At 69.5% G+C, this 17558-nt stretch carries 18 protein-coding genes and 1 tRNA gene; 12 read left to right on the top strand and 7 right to left on the bottom strand.

The genetic code is table 11. From position 1 onward, the window contains the following. Window positions 1–22: 22 nt before the first annotated feature. Both HHUB_RS04820 and HHUB_RS04815 read right to left on the bottom strand, forming a co-directional pair. Window positions 23–493 carry a DUF5793 family protein gene (locus HHUB_RS04820; protein ID WP_059056458.1) on the bottom strand — a complete coding sequence of 157 codons (471 nt, stop codon included), beginning with the start codon at window positions 491–493 and terminating at the stop codon, window positions 23–25. Between the two features lie 59 nt (window positions 494–552). After that, a complete protein-coding gene (locus tag HHUB_RS04815; protein ID WP_059056457.1) occupies window positions 553–774 on the bottom strand; it encodes a hypothetical protein in 222 nt (73 codons plus the stop codon). 88 nt (window positions 775–862) lie between these two features. Here HHUB_RS04815 and HHUB_RS17015 point away from each other — a divergent pair, with 88 nt between their 5' ends. The 5 genes from HHUB_RS17015 to HHUB_RS04795 all read left to right on the top strand — a co-directional run bounded on the left by HHUB_RS17015 (window position 863) and on the right by HHUB_RS04795 (window position 4170). Then, on the top strand, window positions 863–1006 hold the full coding sequence (locus tag HHUB_RS17015) for a hypothetical protein (protein ID WP_169793388.1): 144 nt from the start codon (window positions 863–865) through the stop codon (window positions 1004–1006). Between the two features lie 94 nt (window positions 1007–1100). Continuing rightward, on the top strand, window positions 1101–2651 hold the full coding sequence (locus HHUB_RS04810) for a sodium/proline symporter (RefSeq protein WP_370683885.1): 1551 nt from the start codon (window positions 1101–1103) through the stop codon (window positions 2649–2651). A gap of 1 nt (window position 2652) precedes the next feature. Next, the gene (locus tag HHUB_RS04805; RefSeq protein ID WP_059056455.1) at window positions 2653–3132 is read left to right on the top strand and encodes a hypothetical protein; all 480 of its coding nucleotides are present in this window, start codon (window positions 2653–2655) and stop codon (window positions 3130–3132) included. A 47-nt stretch (window positions 3133–3179) separates the two neighbouring features. After that, window positions 3180–3563: a cupin domain-containing protein gene (locus HHUB_RS04800; RefSeq protein ID WP_059056454.1), complete on the top strand. Its 384-nt coding sequence runs from the start codon at window positions 3180–3182 to the stop codon at window positions 3561–3563. After that, window positions 3556–4170, top strand: a complete 615-nt coding sequence (locus HHUB_RS04795; protein WP_059056453.1) for a hypothetical protein — start codon at window positions 3556–3558, stop codon at window positions 4168–4170. The genes HHUB_RS04800 and HHUB_RS04795 overlap by 8 nt, the downstream gene beginning before the upstream one ends. 67 nt (window positions 4171–4237) lie before the next feature. On the opposite strand, the gene HHUB_RS04790 is transcribed toward HHUB_RS04795, so the two are convergent. From HHUB_RS04790 to HHUB_RS04780, 3 genes are all read right to left on the bottom strand, one after another. Continuing rightward, window positions 4238–6097, bottom strand: coding sequence for a carbon starvation CstA family protein (locus HHUB_RS04790; RefSeq protein WP_059056452.1), 1860 nt, complete (start codon window positions 6095–6097; stop codon window positions 4238–4240). A gap of 107 nt (window positions 6098–6204) precedes the next feature. Beyond that, on the bottom strand, window positions 6205–7179 hold the full coding sequence (locus HHUB_RS04785) for an ArsA family ATPase (protein WP_059056451.1): 975 nt from the start codon (window positions 7177–7179) through the stop codon (window positions 6205–6207). A 70-nt stretch (window positions 7180–7249) separates the two neighbouring features. Next, entirely contained in the window at window positions 7250–7546 is a 297-nt protein-coding gene (locus tag HHUB_RS04780; RefSeq protein ID WP_059056450.1) for a hypothetical protein, read from the bottom strand. A 105-nt stretch (window positions 7547–7651) separates the two neighbouring features. Between HHUB_RS04780 and HHUB_RS04775 the strand changes: the two genes are divergently transcribed. After that, a complete protein-coding gene (locus HHUB_RS04775) occupies window positions 7652–8875 on the top strand; it encodes a CobW family GTP-binding protein (RefSeq protein ID WP_059056449.1) in 1224 nt (407 codons plus the stop codon). Here the strand turns inward: HHUB_RS04775 and HHUB_RS04770 are convergent, their stop codons facing one another. Then, entirely contained in the window at window positions 8876–9124 is a 249-nt protein-coding gene (locus HHUB_RS04770) for a hypothetical protein (protein ID WP_238324009.1), read from the bottom strand. It lies immediately after the preceding gene. A 66-nt stretch (window positions 9125–9190) separates the two neighbouring features. Between HHUB_RS04770 and HHUB_RS04765 the strand changes: the two genes are divergently transcribed. The 6 genes from HHUB_RS04765 (at window position 9191) to HHUB_RS04740 (ending at window position 15013) form a co-directional block, all read left to right on the top strand. Further along, on the top strand, window positions 9191–9421 hold the full coding sequence (locus HHUB_RS04765; RefSeq protein WP_059056447.1) for a hypothetical protein: 231 nt from the start codon (window positions 9191–9193) through the stop codon (window positions 9419–9421). Window positions 9422–9469: 48 nt separating this feature from the next. Further along, window positions 9470–10426 carry a D-2-hydroxyacid dehydrogenase gene (gene ddh / locus HHUB_RS04760; protein WP_059056446.1) on the top strand — a complete coding sequence of 319 codons (957 nt, stop codon included), beginning with the start codon at window positions 9470–9472 and terminating at the stop codon, window positions 10424–10426. Window positions 10427–10458: 32 nt separating this feature from the next. Next, entirely contained in the window at window positions 10459–12108 is a 1650-nt protein-coding gene (locus HHUB_RS04755; RefSeq protein ID WP_059056445.1) for a type II/IV secretion system ATPase subunit, read from the top strand. A gap of 1 nt (window position 12109) precedes the next feature. After that, on the top strand, window positions 12110–14215 hold the full coding sequence (locus HHUB_RS04750) for a type II secretion system F family protein (protein WP_082687172.1): 2106 nt from the start codon (window positions 12110–12112) through the stop codon (window positions 14213–14215). A 5-nt stretch (window positions 14216–14220) separates the two neighbouring features. Further along, window positions 14221–14847, top strand: coding sequence for a class I SAM-dependent methyltransferase (locus HHUB_RS04745; protein ID WP_238324008.1), 627 nt, complete (start codon window positions 14221–14223; stop codon window positions 14845–14847). Between the two features lie 76 nt (window positions 14848–14923). Further along, window positions 14924–15013 (top strand) — tRNA-Gly (locus HHUB_RS04740). Window positions 15014–15212: 199 nt separating this feature from the next. On the opposite strand, the gene HHUB_RS04735 is transcribed toward HHUB_RS04740, so the two are convergent. Continuing rightward, window positions 15213–17507, bottom strand: a complete 2295-nt coding sequence (locus HHUB_RS04735; protein ID WP_059056443.1) for a hybrid sensor histidine kinase/response regulator — start codon at window positions 17505–17507, stop codon at window positions 15213–15215. Between the last annotated feature and the right edge of the window lie 51 nt (window positions 17508–17558).

The following is a 17558-nucleotide window of genomic DNA, read 5'->3' as shown; positions in this document are numbered from 1 at the left end:
CTGTTCCCGGGCGAGCGCAGAATCAGAGTTCGATGCCGCTCGGGATGAGGCTGTGGCTGCGGAGGAGGTCGCCGTCCTCGCTGTAGACGAGGAACGTGGACTTCTCGTAGACGACCAGCTGTTCGCCGTCGACGCGAATCTCGACGCGGTACTGGCCGTCGTCGCCGGTCGCCTCGCCGTACCGGCGCGCCGCCCGCACGAACTGCAGGACGTCGTCGGCGTCCTGGTTCAGTTCGAGGACGAACTCCCCGGTGATGCGGTTCGTGACGGCGACGACGCCGCCGGCGTCCGGGTCGTCGACGTCGTCGGTCAGTCGGAACGTGGCGTCGGTCTCCTCGGCGTCGAGGCGGTCGCCGTCCCGGTCCGTGAGTCGGTCTTCGAGCTCCGCGGCCGCGCCCGTGAACTCGATGGTGACGTTCGGCTTCTCGGGGTCACCGTCCTCGTCGACCCAGTCGACGTGCTCGACGTCCAGTTCGAAGTAATCCCGGCGCATTCCCTACGGGTGGATAGGGCGGACGGGGAAATGAACGTAACGCCCCATCTGGGTGTCGGTCACTGGCCGTACGCGAGCCGCTGGACGGCGGCGTTCAGGCGCGCGGTCGCCGTCTGCAGCCACGCGACCGGGGAGACGCGCCGCACGGCTGACTCCTCGACCTCGATGCGGTCGTCGCCGAACGGGTCCCGGAGCCCGTCGTCGCTGTTCGCGTCGACCGCGTCCACCACGGTCGTCATCGAACAGCGGCCGCAGGCCTCCGTCGACTGCTCCTCTACCATGCGTACAACTCACACGCGAACGAACATAGTTCTGCCGTCGCGAGCCCCGAACGTTCATATTGCCCGCGGGCCGTGCCCGAAACGTACCATGGCGGTATCGACGCTCGACTGGCTCGCGCTGGTCGTCCCGTTCGTCGTCTACCTCCTCGCGCTGGCGGTCTACTACGTCTGGGAGGGGCGCCGCGAGCGGCGGCTGCGCGAGGAACACGACCGGGAGGTGAACCGTGGCTGAAGCCATCGCAGGCGGCGCGGGCGCGTGGGTGCTCGGGACGTTCGCCGCCTACCTCGTCGTCCTCGTGGGCATCGGCGTGTGGGCGAGCAAGTTCATGGACACCGTCGGCGACTACGTGGTCGGCGGCCGGGAAATCGGCCCCGTCGTCACGGGGTTCAGCGAGCGCGCCTCCGAGATGAGCGGCTGGCTGACGCTGGGCGTGCCCGCGGACGCCTACTCCTCGGGGGTCATGGCGTTCTACAACGGCCTCGGGATGATTCCCGCGGACCTGCTGGCGTGGGCGGGCATCGCCAAGCGCCTCCGCAAGTACTCGGAAATCGTGCGCGCGGTGACGCTGCCGACGTTCTTCGCGACGCGGCTCCGTGACGACACCGGGCTCGTGAAGGCCGTCTCCTCGATAGTGCTCATCGTCTTCGAGGGCGGGTACGTCGGCGCGCAAATCGTCGCCGCGGGCACGCTGCTGCGCGTGCTGACGGGCATCGAGATGTGGGTCGGCATCGTCGCCGGCGGCGTCATCGTCGTCGGGTACACGATGCTCGGCGGCTACTTCGCGGTGGCGTGGTCGGACTACTTCCAGGGCGCCATCATCCTCGCGGCGTTCGCCGTCCTCCCGATTATCGCGTACGCGACGTGGGGACTGCCGTTCGGCGACCTCGCGGCGATGGACAACGGCGCCTCGCTCACGAGCGTCACCGGCGGCGCGACCGGCTGGGCGGCGCTGTTCGGCATCATCTCGTACGCCGCCATCGGGCTCGGCGTCCCCGGCAACCCCCACATCATGGTGCGGTTCATGGGCATCGACCGCGTGGAGAACGTCCGCACGGCGGCGGTCGTCGCCCAGCTGTTCATGTTCGTGGCGTACGTCGGCGCCGCGCTCGTCGGCCTCTACGCGCTCGTGCAGTTCGGCGACCTCGCGAACACGGACAACGCGATGCCGATGGTGACGCTGGAACTGCTGCCGGGCGCGCTCGCCGGCGTCGTGCTCGCGGCCGCGCTCGCGGCGATGATGTCGAGCGCGGACTCCCAGCTTTTGGTCGCGACCAGCGCCGTCGTCGAAGACGTCTACCACGGCTTCCTCAACGAGCAGGCCACGGAGGAGCAGCTCGTGCGGTACTCGCGGTACGTCACCCTCGCAATCGGGTTCGCGTCCATCGGGTTCGCGTACGTCGCCCGCGAGACGCCAATCTACACGCTCGTCCTCGACTACGCGTGGGGTGGCCTCGGCGCGAGCCTCGGCCCGCTGCTCATCGCGGCGCTGTGGTGGAAGCGCGTCACCGTCGCGGGCGCGGTCGCGAGCATGGTGACGGGCACGACGACGATGATTCTGTGGACGCAGTGGACGACCATCCTCGGCGAAGCCACCATCGAGGGCCTCCACACCGCGCTGTCGGGACTGCTCACGGTGTACGGGCTGTTCCCGGCGTTCGTGCTGTCCGCGCTCGTGCTCGTGGTGGTGTCGCTGGCGACGACGCCGCCGGACCGCGAGGCCCTCGCGGAGGACTTCGACGTGATGCGCCAGCCGCTGTCCGCGGTCGTCGAGGACGACTACGCGACCGACGGCGGGACGCCCGAGCCGAAGGCGGTCACGGAGCTGGACAACGTCCGCGGGCACGTCGCGGACAGCGACTACTGGGACGAACAGTGAGATGACCGGCGACGACCGCGTCCGCGAGCGCGCGACCCTCGACGTGGTCGAGCCCGCAATCGAGCGCGAGTCCGTCGAGTCGGCGGGCCGCGTGGGCGCGGTCGCGTACCCGTACCTCGTCTACCGGGCGACCGCGACGATTCCGCGGCGGTTCCTCGACGACCGCGAGACCGAGTACGTCGTCAGCCTCGACCGGTCGCGGCGGCTCGCGTTGCGCGCCGACGAACACCCCGAGACGGAACAGCGGACCGTCGAGGACGTGCTCGTGCTCCCCGCGGAGGTCTCCCGCGAGCAGGCCCGCGAGATGGCCCGTGACGCGGTCTTCGAGTGGACGCTGCGGTCGCGGTCGCTGGGCGGCGCGCCCGACATCGACCTCGCGGAATCGGTCGCCGCGCACAAGCTGTTCTGGATTGCCGACCGCGAGGACGGCGACGTCCTCGTGGACAGCGTCACCGGCGACGAGCGCCCGCTAGAGGGGTGACCGCGGCGACGCGACGGGCTTTTAACCCGCGTGTGGTATCTACAGGCATGGGCTACCGAATCGTCGACCCCGACGACGTCGAAGTGCCGGACGGGCGGCCGTGCGAGTACCGCTCGCTGACCGAGGCCGGCGACCTCGACGAGATGGCGGTGAACCTGTTCCGCGCGGAACCGGGCGAGCAGGTGCCGCTGGCGTACCACTACCACGAACAGCAGGAGGAGGCCTTCTTCGTGCTCTCGGGGACGCTGTTCGTGGAGACGCCCGAGCGGACCTACGAGGTACCGGAGGGACACCTCTTCACCGTGGACCCGGAGAGCCCCCAGCGCGCGCACAACCCCGAGGACGCCGACGAGCGCGTCGAACTGCTGGCGGTCGGCGCGCCGCCGGCGCCCGACGACGCGGTCGCGTACGACCCCGGCGAAGATGACTGAAGCCGACGGCCGGGAGCCCGCCGACCTCCCCGCCGAAATCCGGGAGGCGGTGCCGACGTGGGACGACGAGTACTTCGACCGCGTCAGCGACCGGCTGATGTACAGCTACGACCTCGAACGCGACTACGACGTCCGCGGCGAGACCTTCGACCTGTACGGGGAGTTCCGCGTGCTCAACCAGAAGCAGTTCTTCCACCCGGCGCTGAGCTACGCCGACCACGAGACCGAAGAGCACGTCTTCGCGCGCCGAGCCGGCCGGCCGACGGTCGCGGACCTCGAATCGCTGGTCGAACTCGGCCACGACCTCGCCGACGACTGGGTGAAGGCCGACGAGGAGCACTACGAGACGAAGTTCACGTTCGTCCTCGTCGCCGACGAACTCCCCGACGCGGTGGCGTCGTTCGTGGACGGCTTCCGCGACCGCACGCTGTTGAAGTACGGCTACTACGGCCACTACGAGGTGAACCTCGCCGTCGTCGCGCCCGACGACGAGGCGGCGGTCGCCAGCGAGAAGGCGGACGTCGCGGACGCGTTCGCGCTCTGGGGCGACGTCGAGCGCGAGTCCGAGGGGTTCCTCTCGCGGTTCGCGAAGCGCTTCTGGACGTAGCCGGCGGCCGCGGCGCTACGGCCACGCGGTTTCGAGGGAGGGACAGGTAGAGGGGACCGTGGAGCGGTCAGTCGTCGCTCGGTTCGGCGGCGGGTTCGCGGCCGCCGCGGACGTCACTGATGTTGCCGTAGCCGATGCGCACCAGCGACAGCGCGAGGTAGACGAGCACGACGGCGAGCACGATGCGGACGGCCATCGAAATCTGTCCGCCGATGCCGCCGGCGGTGCCCTGAATCAGGCCGACGTACAGCCACTGGTAGCCGGCGAGGAACCCCAGCGCGAGCACCGTGATGACGACCATGACGGCCATCGGGACGCCCGTGGAGACGAGCTGTTTGGTCTCGTCCCAGTTGGCGAGCCAGACGGTGCCGGTCAGCAGCGCGAGCGCGGCGAGCAGCTGGTTGGCGCTGCCGAACAGCGCCCACAGCGTCGACCACTCGCCGGAGATGATGAGCACGTACGCGACGAGACACTGGACGGCGGGGTTCGTGTACCGCCCGCGGGCGAACGAACCGACGCCGCCCGAGAAGCCGGTGTCGGTGCCGCTGCCCTGCGTGCCGACGATTTCCTCCATCATGTAGCGGCCGAGGCGCGCGGCCGTGTCGGTGGACGTGAGCAGGAAACTCACGAGCACGAGCGCCATGAACGGGCCGCCGTAGCTGGCGGGGATGCCGAGGCTCGTGAGGATGACGCCGCCGCCCGCCGCGAAGTTCGGGAGCGCGCCGCCGATGCCGCCGCCCTGCTCGATGACCGTCGAGCCGAGGCCGGCGATGGCGAGCGTGGACAGCGCGACCGCGGCGAGCAGGCCCTCGCCGAGCATGCCGCCGTAGCCGATGAGGCGGGCGTCGCTCTCCTTGTTGAGCTGTTTGGCGGTCGTCCCGGAGGACACCAGCGAGTGGAAGCCGCTGATGGTCCCGCACGCGATTGTCACGAACAGCATCGGGAACAGCGGGTACGGCGCCCGTCCCTCGACGCCGAGGAAGCCGGTGAACGGCTGGATGCTGTCGGCGATGACCAGCGGCTCGCTGGACGTGCCGAGGAACGTCCCGACGACGATGGCGACGAGCGCGCCGCCGACGCCCGCGTACAGCAGGAACGACGAGAGATAGTCGCGCGGCTGGAGCAGCACCCACACCGGGAGGGCGCTGGCGGCCGCGGCGTACACCAGAATCACGGGCACCCACGCGGCGGTGTTACCGCCGAGCGCGCCGGCGCCGGGTACCCACGAGCCCGTGCCGTCGAAGAGGATGAACGTGCCCGCGGGGTGTGCGGCCTCGCCGGCGAGTTCGAAGAACGCGAACGGGTACTGGATGCCGAGCCAGACGCCCGCGAACACGCCGGCGACGAACACGATGGTGCCGGGGATGAACGGGCCGTCGAGCTGGTAGAGGTAGACGCCGAACACCACGGCGAGCGCGATGTACACGAAGCTCGCGGTGGCCGCCGACGGGTACGCGTTCAACACGATGCCCACGACGAGCGCGAACACCGCGACCACGAGGATGATGGTGAGGAACGCGAACCACAGCAGCATATTCTTCCCGCGCTCACCGACGTACTCGCCGATGATGTAGCCGATTGACTTCCCCTCGTGTCGCATCGAGCCGGACAGCGAGATGAAGTCGTGGACGGCGCCCATCAGCGGGTTGCCGATGGCGACCCACGCGAGCGCAGGCGCCCATCCCCAGATGGCGCCGGCCGTGATGGGGCCGACGATGGGCGCGCCGCCCGCGATGCTGGAGAAGTGGTGGCCGAGCAGCACTGGTTTCTTCGCCGGGACGTACTCCTGTCCGTCTTCGTACTTGTGGGCGGGCGTGTCACGCGAGTCGTCGATGTCGACGAACCGGGAGAGGTACTTCGAGTACCCCACGTACCCCAGTGAGAACGTGACGAGGACCGCCGCCACAATCCATATTACCTGTGTCATTTGTAACGTACCTTCGTGACACTGATTACCGAACTCCCACTTAAACGTTCGCCTCTTAATGAGTGTCCCCGGCGTCGAAATAATCGCTCGACGGCGCGACCCCCGCCTCAGACGAACGCCGGGTCTTCGGCGGCGACCTCGACGTCGAGTTCGCCGGCGACCTCCGCCAGCAGGTCACCTTTCACCTCGCGGGTGCGGGACTCGATTTCGGCGACCAGCGGCGCGTCCAGTGACTCCCGGACGGTCGCGAGCCGCTCGTTCTCGGTTTCCACGCGGTCCCGGAGGTAGCGCGCGCCGCGGCCGTTCTCGTCGTCGTCCGGGGACGGCGTGAGCTTGTTCGCGACGAGCCCGCGGACTTCGAGGTCCTCGTCGGCCATGTCCGCGATGGCGCGCTCGGTCTCGTTGACGGAGAGCTGGTCGGGGTTCAACACGAGGAAGAACGCGGCGTCCTCGCGGAGCGCGCCGCCCGCGAACTCGAAGAACTCCTTGCGCTCCTGCAGTCGCGCGAGCACGGGGTCGCCGTCCATCACGCGCCGGGGCTCGTTGTTGCCGACCGCGGCCTTCTCGAAGAGGTCGATGCTCTGCCGGCGCTTGTGCATCAGGCGCTCGACCCACGATTCGAGGAACTCCGGCAGGCCGAGCAGTCGTAGCGTCGAGCCGGTGGGGGCGGTGTCGAAGACGACGCGGTCGTAGGGGTCGCTGTTGCGCATCACCTCGACGAATCGGTCGAACAGCGCGGACTCGTAGGCGCCCGGCGTCTGGTGGGCCATCTCCAGTTGCTTGTTGATCTCGTTGACCATCGACGCCGACACCTGGTCGGAGAGCCGGTTGCGGATGTCGTCGAGGTGCGCGGTGACCTCCTCGTCGGGGTCGATTTCGAGCGCCGACAGCCCGTCGATACCCTCGACGGGCTCCGGGCTGTCCCCGAACTGCTGGTCGAAGACGTCCGAGACGGAGTGGGCGGGGTCCGTGGAGACGACGAGCGTCTCGACGCCGGCGTCGGCGCACTTCCGGGCGTACGCACACGAGACGGTCGTCTTGCCGACGCCGCCCTTCCCGCCGAAGAACACGAACGGCTTCACAGGTGTGCCTCCGCGGTCGGGCTGTCGGTCGGTCGCGATGCGAGCGGTCGGCGTGTTGGTGTCGCGGTCATCAGAAGTGGTACTGTTGGCCCTTGCGTTCGAGCATCGTCTCGCGGTCCCAGAGGCGTCGCTCCCACGCCTCGAACTCGTCCTCGATGTACGGCAGAATCTCGGCGGTGTAGTACGAGACCGGCGAGGGAATGCCGAAGGCGTCCGGGAAACAGGCCAGCAGGAACGCGTCCTCGATGTCCTCGGCCTCCTTCTCGATTTTCTCGTAGGCCGGGTGGCTTACCATGCCGTGGTAGAGGCCGCGCAGCCACTCCTCGACGGCCTCCCGGTAGGCCGCGATTCGCTCGGCGACGTTCATCGTGTCGGTGGTACGGCTTCTCGCGGTAAAAGCTGTCGCGGTCGCGCGCCCGCCAGCGTCCCCGAGAAGCACGAGGTTCAAGGCGACTGCCACGTACTCACACGCATGGGCGAACGGATTCCGGTGACGGTACTGTCGGGGAGTCTCGGCGCCGGGAAGACGACGCTGCTGAATCACTTGCTCGCCAACTCGGGCGACCGCGACGTCGCCGTCCTCGTCAACGACATGGGCGACGTGAACATCGACGCCGACCTCGTGGCGGAGGGGTCGGAGCTGGACGTCGCCGAGGGCGTCGCGGAGCTGTCGAACGGCTGTATCTGCTGTGAGCTCCAGGACGACCTCGAAACCGCGGTGGTGCGGCTCGCGCAGGACCGCGACTTCGACCACCTCGTCGTGGAGTCCTCGGGAATCTCGGAGCCCGCGCCCGTCGCGCGGCTGTTCACCACCGAGTCCCGCGTGGCCGCGAAGTACCGCGTGAACGGGCTCGTGACGGTCGTGGACAGCCGGCTACTCGTGGACACGTTCGGCGGCGATGGCACGCCCGAGCGCGTCGGCACTGACGAGGACGGCCGCCCGCTGTCGGACCTGCTCGTGGAGCAAATCGAGGTGTCGAACGCGGTCGTACTGAACAAGGCGGACCTCTGCACGGACGCCGAACTCGACGAGGCCGAGGCACTGGTGGCGGCACTCCAGCCCGAGGCGGACACCGTCCGCACGTCGTTCTCCGAGGTAGAGCCGTCGTGGCTACTGGACGTCGAGCGCTTCGACGAGAGCGAGGTCGGCGACCTCCCCGGCTGGAAGCGCGCGCTCGAATCGGACGACGAGGGCCACGACCACGGCGAGGACGACCACGGCCACCGCCATCCCGACGAGGTGTACGGCGTCTCGTCGTTCACGTACCGGGCGCGGCGGCCGTTCCACCCCGAGCGGGTCGCCGAGGTGCTGCGAACGCTCCCCGAGGGCGTGGTACGCTCGAAGGGGACGCTGTGGGTCGCGGGCAACGATCTCAGGCAGACCGTCGGGCAGGCGGGGCCGTCGGTGCGCGTGACCGCGCGCGGCCCGTGGATCGCGTCGCTCCCGGAGGTCGAGCAGGACCTCTACCGGTCGAACCGTCCGAACCTGGAGTGGGACGACGAGCACGGCGACCGCCGCACGGAGTTCGTCGTCATCGGCACGGACGTCGATGAAGCGGCGCTCCGAGAGCGGCTCGACGACGCACTCGTCACTGACGAGGAGTGGGAGAACGTGGCGGCGCTCCCGAACGGGCCGTTCGCCACGGAGAACGAGGCGGAAGTCGTGTTGCGCGAGCCCGAGCCCGCGACCCGGTAGTCAGCAGGCGCAGCCGTCCTCGTAGGAGCGCTCGAAGCGCATCGGGTCGCCGCAGTCCGGGCACAGCGGCGTGCCCGCCTCGTCGCGGTCCAGTCCCTCCTCGTCGACAGTCACGTCCCGCACGCACACGTTGCAGTCGTCGCACCAGTACGCGCCCCGCGAGGCGTCGACGTCCACGTCGTCCATCTCCGCGCTCCCCGACAGCGCGGCCGAAACCCTGTTGACGATGCCCATGCGTGTGGATAGCATTCGACTGCCTTAGTTCCCGGGTCTCGTCGGCCAAGAGCTAAGTGCAGGACTCCCGGGCTTCGACGTATGAGCGAAGACGAACGCGGCGCGGGCGAGGAGGCGGGGTTCGGCGAGGCCGCGGCGCGCTCGGAGGGGAGCCCGTGGGTCGCGCAGGGAATCAATGCGGTGCTGTCGACGCTGTTCGCGCTCGTCGTCGTCGGTGGCCTGGAGTTCATCGGCGCGGCGGCGTTCACGCTCGTGAACGTGGCGACCGCGGCCGTCCTCATCTTCACCGTCTCCTACGTCGCGACGCGGTGAGCCGCCGGCACCGACACACTGTAGAGGGCGGCCCGGCAACCCCCGCGTATGGTAACGCGCATCGGGATTCACGCGTCCGTGGAGACGCTGTTCCCGCCGACAGTGCTGGTCGACGAGCTCGACGACGTCGACCCCGAAGTGACCGTGGTCACGTCCGACGACCTCGACGGCGTGGACGCGCTCGTGACGTTCGCGTACGACGACGCCTTTCTCGACAGCGGTCTGGAGTGGATTCACTCCGTGCAGTCCGGCGTGGACCGGTTCCCGTTCGAGGACCTCGAAGCCGCTGGCGTCCGCCTGACGAACAGCACGGGCACGCACGGCGACAGCGTCGGCGAGACGGTCGCCGGCTACATGCTGTCGTTCGCGCGCCGGCTCCACGAGTACCGCAGCAAGCAGGAGCGAACGGAGTGGGCGTGGCCGGCGTGGCAGGACCCGTTCACGCTCGACGGCTCCTCGCTGTGTGTCGTCGGCCTCGGGACGCTCGGGCAGGGCATCGCGGCGCGAGCGGACGCGCTCGGGATGGACGTCGTCGGCGTCAAGCGCACGCCGACGCCCGTCGACCACGTTGATACCGTCTACCCGCGTGCGGACCTCCACGAGGCCATCGCGGATGCGAAGTTCGTCGCGCTCGCGGTGCCGCTGACCGACGACACAGCGGGGATGATTGGCGACGCCGAACTCGACGCGATGCGCGACGACGCGGTGCTGGTGAACGTCGCGCGTGGCCCCGTCGTCGAGCAGGACGCGCTCGTGGACGCGTTAGAGGGCGACGAACTCACGGGCGCGGCGCTGGACGTCTTCGAGGCCGAGCCACTGCCTGAGGACTCGCCACTCTGGGAGCTGGACGAAGTGGTGGTGACGCCGCACGCTGCCGCGGCGACCCGCGACTACGCCGAGCGGATGGCCGCGCTCGTCCGGGAGAACGTCCGCCGCGTCGCGGCCGGCGAGCGCCTCGCGAACGCCGTCGTGGAACCCGGCGACGACTCGGCAGCCAGCCTTTAAGGTGACGCGGGCGAACGTGGAGGTAGTAATCGATGCCCGCCGACTTCCTCGCGGACTTCGAACGACAGTTCGAGACTCTCCGAGAGCGCGCCGAGCGCGTCGTCGACGTCGTCCGCGGCTCCACGGTCGAACTCGTCGAGTACGACCCCGCCGCCCACGGGCCGCTCGTGGAGTTCGATGGCCTCGACGGCTACGAGGAGGTCGACCGCTACTGGGTGCACGCGCCCTACGCGTTCGTCTACGTCGGCCACGACGCCGACAACGACGAGTACCGCTACCACGTCGTCGAACCCGGGCTCGACGACTTCGAGCGGGACCTGCTGGAGACGCTGTACGACGACATCCGGGACGCGCTCATCTACGACGCCGAGTACGAGCCCGACGACCCCGAGGCCGTGCTGAAGCGGCAGATGAAGCGGCTCATCGAGGAGTACGGCATCGACGTGGACCCGAACGCCTTCTACCGGCTGTTCTACTACCTCCACCGCACCTTCGAGGGGTTCGAGAAGCTCGACCCGGTGATGCGTGACCCCCACATCGAGGACATCTCCTGTGACGGCTACGAGGTGCCGCTGTTCGTCTACCACGACCAGTACACGGACGTCGAGACGAACGTCTCCTACGAGCAGGAGGAACTGGACGGCTTCGTGGTGCGGCTCGCCCAGCAGTCCGGCCGCCACATCTCCATCGGCGACCCCGTGACGGAGACGACGCTCCCGGACGGCTCCCGCGCGGAGCTCGCGCTCGGCGAGGAGGTCACGCCCCGCGGGTCGGCGTTCACGATTCGGAAGTACAGCGAGGACCCGTTCACGCCCGCGACGCTCGTGGACTACAACACGTTCGACCTCGACCAGATGGCGTACCTCTGGCTCGCCATCGAGTCCAACAAGAGCCTGCTGTTCGCGGGCGGCACCGCGTCCGGGAAGACCACGTCGATGAACGCCATCTCGATGTTCGTGCCGCCGCGCTCGAAAGTGCTCACCATCGAGGACACCCGCGAGCTGACGCTGTTCCACGAGAACTGGCTGTCGTCGGTCACGCGGGAGTCAATCGGTGAAGGCGAGGACATCACGATGTACGACCTGCTCCGGTCGGCGCTCCGGCACCGCCCCGAATACATCATCGTCGGCGAGGTGCGCGGCGACGAGGCGATGACGCTGTTCCAGGCGATGAACACCGGCCACACGACGTACTCGACGATGCACGCCGACAGCGTGCAGACGGTCATCAATCGGCTAGAGAACGAGCCCATCAACGTCCCGCGGGCGATGATTCAGAGCCTCGACGTGCTCTGCGTGCAGACGCTCACGCACGTCGGCGGCGAGCGCGTCCGCCGGAACCGCGTCATCGCGGAAATCGAGGGCATCGACCAGCGCACCGGCGACCTCGACTACTCGACGGCGTTCGAGTGGAACCCCGGCAACGACGACTTCGAGCAGCGGGACTCGGTCGTCCTCGACGAGATTCGCGACGAGCGCGGCTGGTCGCGGGGCGAGCTGTTGCGCGAGCTGCGGAACCGCAAGCGCGTCCTCCAGTACCTCACGCAGAAGGACGTCACCGACTACCGCCAGTTCACGGCCGTCGTCAACGAGTACTACGCGAACCCCGAACGGGTCGTCGAGCGCGTGCGCTCGGAGCTCGAGGAGGACGTCGTCGTGAACGCGCCGGGTGTCGGCGAGTAGCATGGCGTCGCCGCTGGTCTTCGCGCCGCTGGTCGCGGTGCTGGCGGTCCTGTTCGCGCTCGCGGCGGCGCCGGTGTTCGCCCCGATAGACCGGCTCGTCTCCCGGCTGTCGCTGGCGGCGTTCGGCGGGTTCGCGCGGCGGCGCCGAGACGCCAACCCCGGACAGGTCGCCGCGCTACAGGGCGCCCACGTCCCGCAGACGTACCGCGTGTACGCCTCGCGGACGTTCCTCTACGCGACCGTCGGCGCGCTCGCGGGCAGCATCCTCGGCGTCTACCTCGTCGCGAGCGTGCTCGTGTTCCTCGGGAGCGCGTCCGAGAGCCTCCAGTCGCAGTTCCCCGCGGCCGTACAGGGGCTGTTCGTGGAGAGTGTCAGCGGCTTCTCCGGCGGCGAACTGTTCGCGCTCTTCCTCGCGTCGGGCGCGACGCTGGGCGTGCTCGCGGCGTACGCCGCCTACCAGTCCCGGTGGACGATGCCGAGCTACCGGGCGGGCGAGCGCGAGCGCCGCATCGACGCGTCGATGGAGCGCACAGTCGCGTTCCTGTACGCGCTCTCCCGCAGCGGAATGGCGCTCCCCGAGGTGCTGCGGATTCTCTCGCGCAACCGCGAGGTCTACGGGGAGAGCGCCGAGGAGATGGCGGTCGCCGTCAAGGACGTGGACATGTACGGCGCCGACATCCTCCGCGCGCTCGGCCGGCTCGGCCAGCGCACGCCCAGCGAGGAGCTCGCGGAGTTCTCGGAGAACCTCACGAGCGTCCTCCAGAGCGGCCGCGACCTCCCGGGGTTCCTGAAGCGCCAGTACGACTACTACGCCGAGGAAGCCGAAGCCCAGCAGGAGCAGTTCCTCGAACTGCTCGCGACGCTCGCGGAGGCGTACGTCACGCTGCTGGTCGCCGGGCCGCTGTTCCTCATCACCATCCTCGTCGTCGTCGGGCTCACGCTCGCGGACACGCTGACGTTCCTGCAGTTCACCGCGTACCTGCTGATTCCGATGGCGACCGTAGGGTTCGTCGTCTACCTCGACAGCATCACGGGGACCGCGACCGGCGGCGAGGTCACCGGCGACGAGGGCTCGGAGGCGGGGACGCGCTTCCAGTCCATCCCCCAGCGAGCGGCGCGCGCGGACGGCGGCCAGACGGCCGGTGCGGCCACCGAACAGAACCGCGAGCGCCTCGCCACCTACGAGGCGCTGCGGCCGATACTCTACCGGCTGCGCAACCCCGTGTCGGTCGTGCGCGAGTCCCCGACGGTGCTGCTGTACGCGACCGTGCCGCTCGCCGCGCTCTACCTGCTCGTCCAGTGGTGGCCGCTCGCGTCGGCGGGCGTCACCGACCTCACCGCGTACGACGACCCGCTCGTGCACGCGACGCTGTTCGTGCTCGGGACGTTCACGGTCGCGTACGAGCTCCACCGGCGCCGCGTGAAAGCCATCGAGGCGGGCGTGCCGGACTTCCTCGACCGGTTCGCGTCCACGAACGAGGCGGGGATGCCGGTCGTCCAGAGCTTCGGGCGCGTCGTCGGCAGCGACCTCGGCGCGCTCACCACGGAACTGGAACGCACGTGGGCGGACGTGCAGTGGGGCGCGCGCATCGAGCACGCGCTCGGCCGGTTCCGCGACCGCACCGCCACGCCCGCCATCTCCCGGGTCGTGACGCTGACGACGAACGCGATGCGGGCCAGCGGCGACCTCGGCCCCGTGTTGCGCATCGCCGCCAACGAGGCGAAGGCGACGCGGCGCCTCGAACGCGACCGCCGCAGCGAACTGCTGACGTACCTCGTCGTCATCTACATCGCCTTCTTCGTGTTCCTCGCCATCATCGTCGCGCTCGACGTCATCTTCATCCCGAACATCCCCGTCGTGGAGACGACGGCGCCGGCCGGCCAGCTCCCCGCGGGCGGGAGTTCGGGCGCGTTCTCGCGGACCGCCAACCTCACGCAGGCGACGAAGGACTCGTACAGTCTGGTGTTCTTCCACACGGGCCTCGTGCAGGCGGTCTGCTCGGGGCTGGTCGCCGGACAGATGGGACAGGGGAGCGTGAAAGCCGGCGCGAAACACGCCACGCTGATGCTCGCCATCGCGTACGGCACGTTCCTCGTCCTCGGGTGACTCTCGTGACTGACGTCCACTACACGTACGACCGCATCGCCGAGCACTTCTCGAAGACCCGCGAGTACCCGTGGCCGGAAATCGAGGAGTTCCTCGCGGACCGCACCGGCGCCGTCGCCGTCGACGTCGGCTGCGGGAACGGCCGCCACACCGAACTGCTCGCCGCGAACGCCGACCGCGCAATCGGCGTGGACGCCAGCCGCGGCCTCCTCCGTGAAGCCCGCGACCGCGCCACCGACCGCGGCTTCGACGCGGCCCTCGTCGCCGGCGACGCCGAGCGCCTCCCGCTCGCCGCAAATGTCGCGGACCTCGCGGTGTACGTCGCGACCATCCACCACCTCCCCGACCGGGACGCGCGCGTCGCCAGCCTCGACGAACTCGCGCGCGTGCTCACCGTGGACGGGGACGCCCTCGTGAGCGCGTGGAGCACCACTCACGACAAGTTCGACCGGACCGAGGGCTTCGACACGACCGTGGACTGGACGCTCCCCGGCGGCGAGACGGTCCCCCGGTTCTACCACGTCTACGACCCCGACGAGTTCCGCGCGGACCTCCGAGCGAGCGCGCTCGCCGTCGGAGAGACGTTCACCGCCAGCGGGAACTGCTACGCCGTCGTCCACGGCGAAGAGTAACGCCCTTAAGCGACCGGGGGAAACTGGCACGTGAGCACCGATGGTGAGCAAAACCGAAGGTTTTGCGAGCCACGGTGCGCAAGCGAAGCGCAGCGCACCGATGGTCTAGTGGCTAGGACCTGAGCCTTCCAAGCTCATGGCCCGGGTTCAAATCCCGGTCGGTGCATTTCTGTCGAGCGAAGCGAGACGAAATACACAGGGATTCTGAACCCTGTGAGTCGCAGCCCGCGCAGCAAAGCGAGCAGGAACGTCTCACAACGGTTCAAATCCCGAAAGACGCAAGAGCGTCTTTCGGCGTTCGCAGTCCTCCGGACTGCTCACTCCCGGTCGGTGCATTTCTGTCGAAAAAGTGACCGACAGCGACGCTACCGCGTGGCGGTCGCGCCGCGTTCGACGCCGGAAAACTCGAAGCGCGCGCCCCCGCTCTCGCTGTCGGTGGCTTCGACGGTCCAGCCGTGGGCGGACGCGATTTTGCGGACGATGTAGAGCCCGAAGCCGGTGCCGTCGTCCTCGGTGGTGACGCCGCGCTCGAAGAGGTCGCTGTGGTCGCCCGACGGGAGGCCGGGGCCGTCGTCCTCGACCGCGAAGCCGTCCTCAGTCGGGACGACGCGGACGGTGACGTCGGGGCCGACGTGTTCCACAGCATCCTGCCGAGCCTGCGAGGCAGGGTCCGTGGAACCGTGTTCCACAGCATTCCGGAAGAGGTTCTCCAGGAGCTGGCAGAGGCGGTCGTCGTCGGCGACGACGTCCCCGAGGTCGTCCGCGACCGCGAGGCTGGCGGCGGTGTCGTCGCCGGCGACCGCCGCCCACGAGCGAGCGACTGCGTCGCCGAGGGCGACCGGTTCGGCGTCCCCGATTTCCTCGCCTTCGCGGGCGAGGTAGAGGACGTCGCTGACGATGCGCTCCATGCGGTCGAGGGCGTCGCTGGCGCGGTCGAAGTGCTCGGGGTCGCCGTCCTCGCGGGCGAGGTCGAGGAAGCCGCGCGCGACGTTCAGCGGGCTGCGGAGGTCGTGGCTGACCATCGACGCGAACTCCTCCAGTCGGTCGTTCTGCCGGCGGAGGCGCTCGGTCGCGCGGCGCTGTTCGATCTCGTAGCTCGCCCACCGCGCCATCAGTTCGACGAACGTGCGCTCGGTCTCCGAGAACGGCTCCTCGCGGGCGTCGGTGTCCGCGAAGCAGAACGTGCCGTAGGTCTCGCCGTCGACGACGACCTGGGCGCCGGCGTAACAGCCGAGGCCGAAGCGCTCGAAGGCGGGGTCGTCGCTCCACCCCTCCGCGACCGCGTTCTGGACGGTGACCAGTTCGTCCTCGGTGATAGTCTTCCGGCAGTAGGCGTCCGAGAGCGGGCAAGTGTCGCCGGGCTGGAGCAGCGGGTGGTCGCCGCGCGCTTCGACGACGCGCTGTGTGCCGTCCTCGATTTCGGTGAGGAAGCCGTGGGGGACGTCGAGGATGTCGCACCCGAGGTCGAGGAGGTCGCGGAGCTTCGTCTCGAAGTCGGCCTCGCGGTCCGCGGTGATGCGGTACATCTCGCGGAGCGCCGCCTGTTCGGACTGGAGCGCTTCCTGGAGGCGGGTGCGCTCGGTGACGTCCCGGAGCACGGAGAGGTGTTCGCCGGGCACGACGTTCGCGGTGGCGGCGTACTCGACGAGGCGGCGCTCGCCGTCGGGGCGGACGAGCGGAAACGACCCGGAGTCGGTGGCGTTCGTCTCGAAGTCCGCCCACGCGTCGTCGAAGTCGTAGTCGTCGGGCGCGAACTCGGCGACGCGGCGGCCGAGCAGTTCGGCCCGCGAGAGTCCGAACAGCTCGCAGGCGCTCTCGTTGGCGTCGATGTAGCGGCCGTCGTCGTCCGCGACGACCATCGCGTCCATCGCGCCCTCGAACGTCGCCCGGTACCGGGCTTGCGTGTGCTCGCGGGTGTCGTCACCGACGGCGTCGCGGACGATGGCGACGACGCCCGTGCGGTCCCCCCACGGAATGACGCGCGTGGTGACCGTGGCGGAGAACGCCTCCCCGGTGAGCGTGTGGAGAGTCCGCCACGCGGAGTCGAGGTCGCTGGCGGCGTCGAACGCGGACGTCGTGGCGTCGTCGAGTTCCTCGACTGCCGCGACGGCAGTGCCGACCAGCGAGTCGGCGTCGGCGGCGTCGAGGCGGTCGGCGGCCGCGGCGTTCGCGTACGTGAACGCGCCGTCGGCGGCGACCAGAATCGGGTCGGGCGCGCCGTCGAGGGCGCAGCGGACGCGTTCGCGGTCAGCGCGCTCGTCGCGGGTGGCGTCGGCGCGCTCGACGGCGATGCGGACGCGACGCGCGAGGTCCGCGAACCGGTCGGCGTCGCGGCCGTCGGTGACGTACTCGGTGACGCCGGCGGCGACCGCGTCGCTGGCGACGCTCTCGTCGGCGTCGGCGGCGAACAGGACGAACGGGAGGTCGGGGTGGCTGGCGCGGACGGCTTCGAGGAACTCGACGCCGTCGACGCCCGCCATCGCCCACCGGCTGACGACGCAGTCGACGCCGGCGTCGACGACCGCGAGCGCGTCGCCGCCCGCGGTCGCGGTGCGCGTGGCTATTCGCGAGTCGGCGGCTTCGAGGCGTGCGGCGGCGTCGGCGGCGCGGGCGGCGTCGTCGTCGACGAAGAGCACGGCGAGTGTGTCGTCGGAGTCCATCTGCAGCGTTATCGCCTAGACGGTCGCGCGCGCCTTGAGGGTGCCGCTACG

It is taken from the genome of Halobacterium hubeiense (assembly GCF_001488575.1).
GTDB lineage: Archaea > Halobacteriota > Halobacteria > Halobacteriales > Halobacteriaceae > Halobacterium > Halobacterium hubeiense.
The sequence above is the reverse complement of the archived record's forward strand: the minus strand, read 5'-3'. Positions and strand labels throughout refer to the sequence as shown.